Below are 952 nucleotides of genomic sequence, written 5' to 3' on the forward strand. Positions count from 1 at the left end.
AATCTATTACGCTCATTATATTGCCTGATCTCTTTAAGCCCGTATACGCGGGCTTTCTTGTTTCCACAACACTATTTTCTTATAGCTAATGCCGATGGCTCGTCTTTAATTTGCAAGTGCCTTCACATTAAAAGCGAACAAGTTTTCGTCATTGAACAAGAAGGTTTAGATTGAAACAGTGACTTACGTAAACGTTAGGGATAGTTATGAGTATTTCTGGAGATAAGACATCAATCATAGTGGCTGGTGCTACCGGACTGATTGGTCATCATGTGATGAACCTGCTCATCAACGAGCCTGCGATACAGCACATTTACGCTTTGTCCCGAAGGGCACTCGATTCACAGTTCCACTCAGAAAAACTCCACACGCTGATTCATAGTGATCTGCAAGTCACCAGTTGGGACGATACCAAAACCACACCCAACCTAGGAGTCATCTGCTTAGGTACCACCAAGAAAAAGGCAGGCTCGAAAGAAGCATTACGGAAGGTAGATGTTGAGCTTGTCAGTCAAGTCGCACAATCGATGAAGTTCTTGGGAGTGCAACGAGTCGCGGTCGTATCCAGCTATGGAGCATCCGTCGATTCCTATTCACACTACCTCAAATGCAAAGGTCAAATGGAGCAGAACTTAAAGCGTATCGGCTTCAAGCAACTCTTCATTGCACGTCCAGGGCCATTGGTTGGCGAACGAGAAGAACCAAGAGCCGACGAAAAACTGCTACAAAGCGTGTTTCCGCTTCTATCGCCTTTTATGTTTGGGAAATTCAAAAACCTACGCCCTATCCAATCGAAGGATGTCGCTCAGGCCATGTTGTTCCGATTATTCGAAAATAATTTCCAAAATATCGAAATTTACTCGTCCAATGACATGCTCAATTTATTGGCAAAATATCGCTAAAAAGCTCACCTATTCACCATAATGTTGAATATCCACTCATACCATTCAGT

Annotated in this window: 1 protein-coding gene; it reads left to right on the top strand. The window is 43.4% G+C overall.

From position 1 onward, the window contains the following. Positions 1-206 precede the first annotated feature (206 nt). Positions 207-902, top strand: a complete 696-nt coding sequence (locus BCT81_RS02685; protein WP_102423168.1) for an NAD-dependent epimerase/dehydratase family protein — start codon at positions 207-209, stop codon at positions 900-902. Positions 903-952: the final 50 nt, after the last annotated feature.

This window comes from Vibrio sp. 10N.261.52.A1 (genome assembly GCF_002876325.1).
Taxonomy (GTDB): domain Bacteria; phylum Pseudomonadota; class Gammaproteobacteria; order Enterobacterales; family Vibrionaceae; genus Vibrio; species Vibrio chagasii.

What these genes read in the sequence shown, in the direction of transcription:
- BCT81_RS02685 (WP_102423168.1), top strand. Translation starts at nt 207, where the DNA reads ATGAGTATTTCTGGAGATAAGACATCAATCATAGTGGCTGGTGCTACC.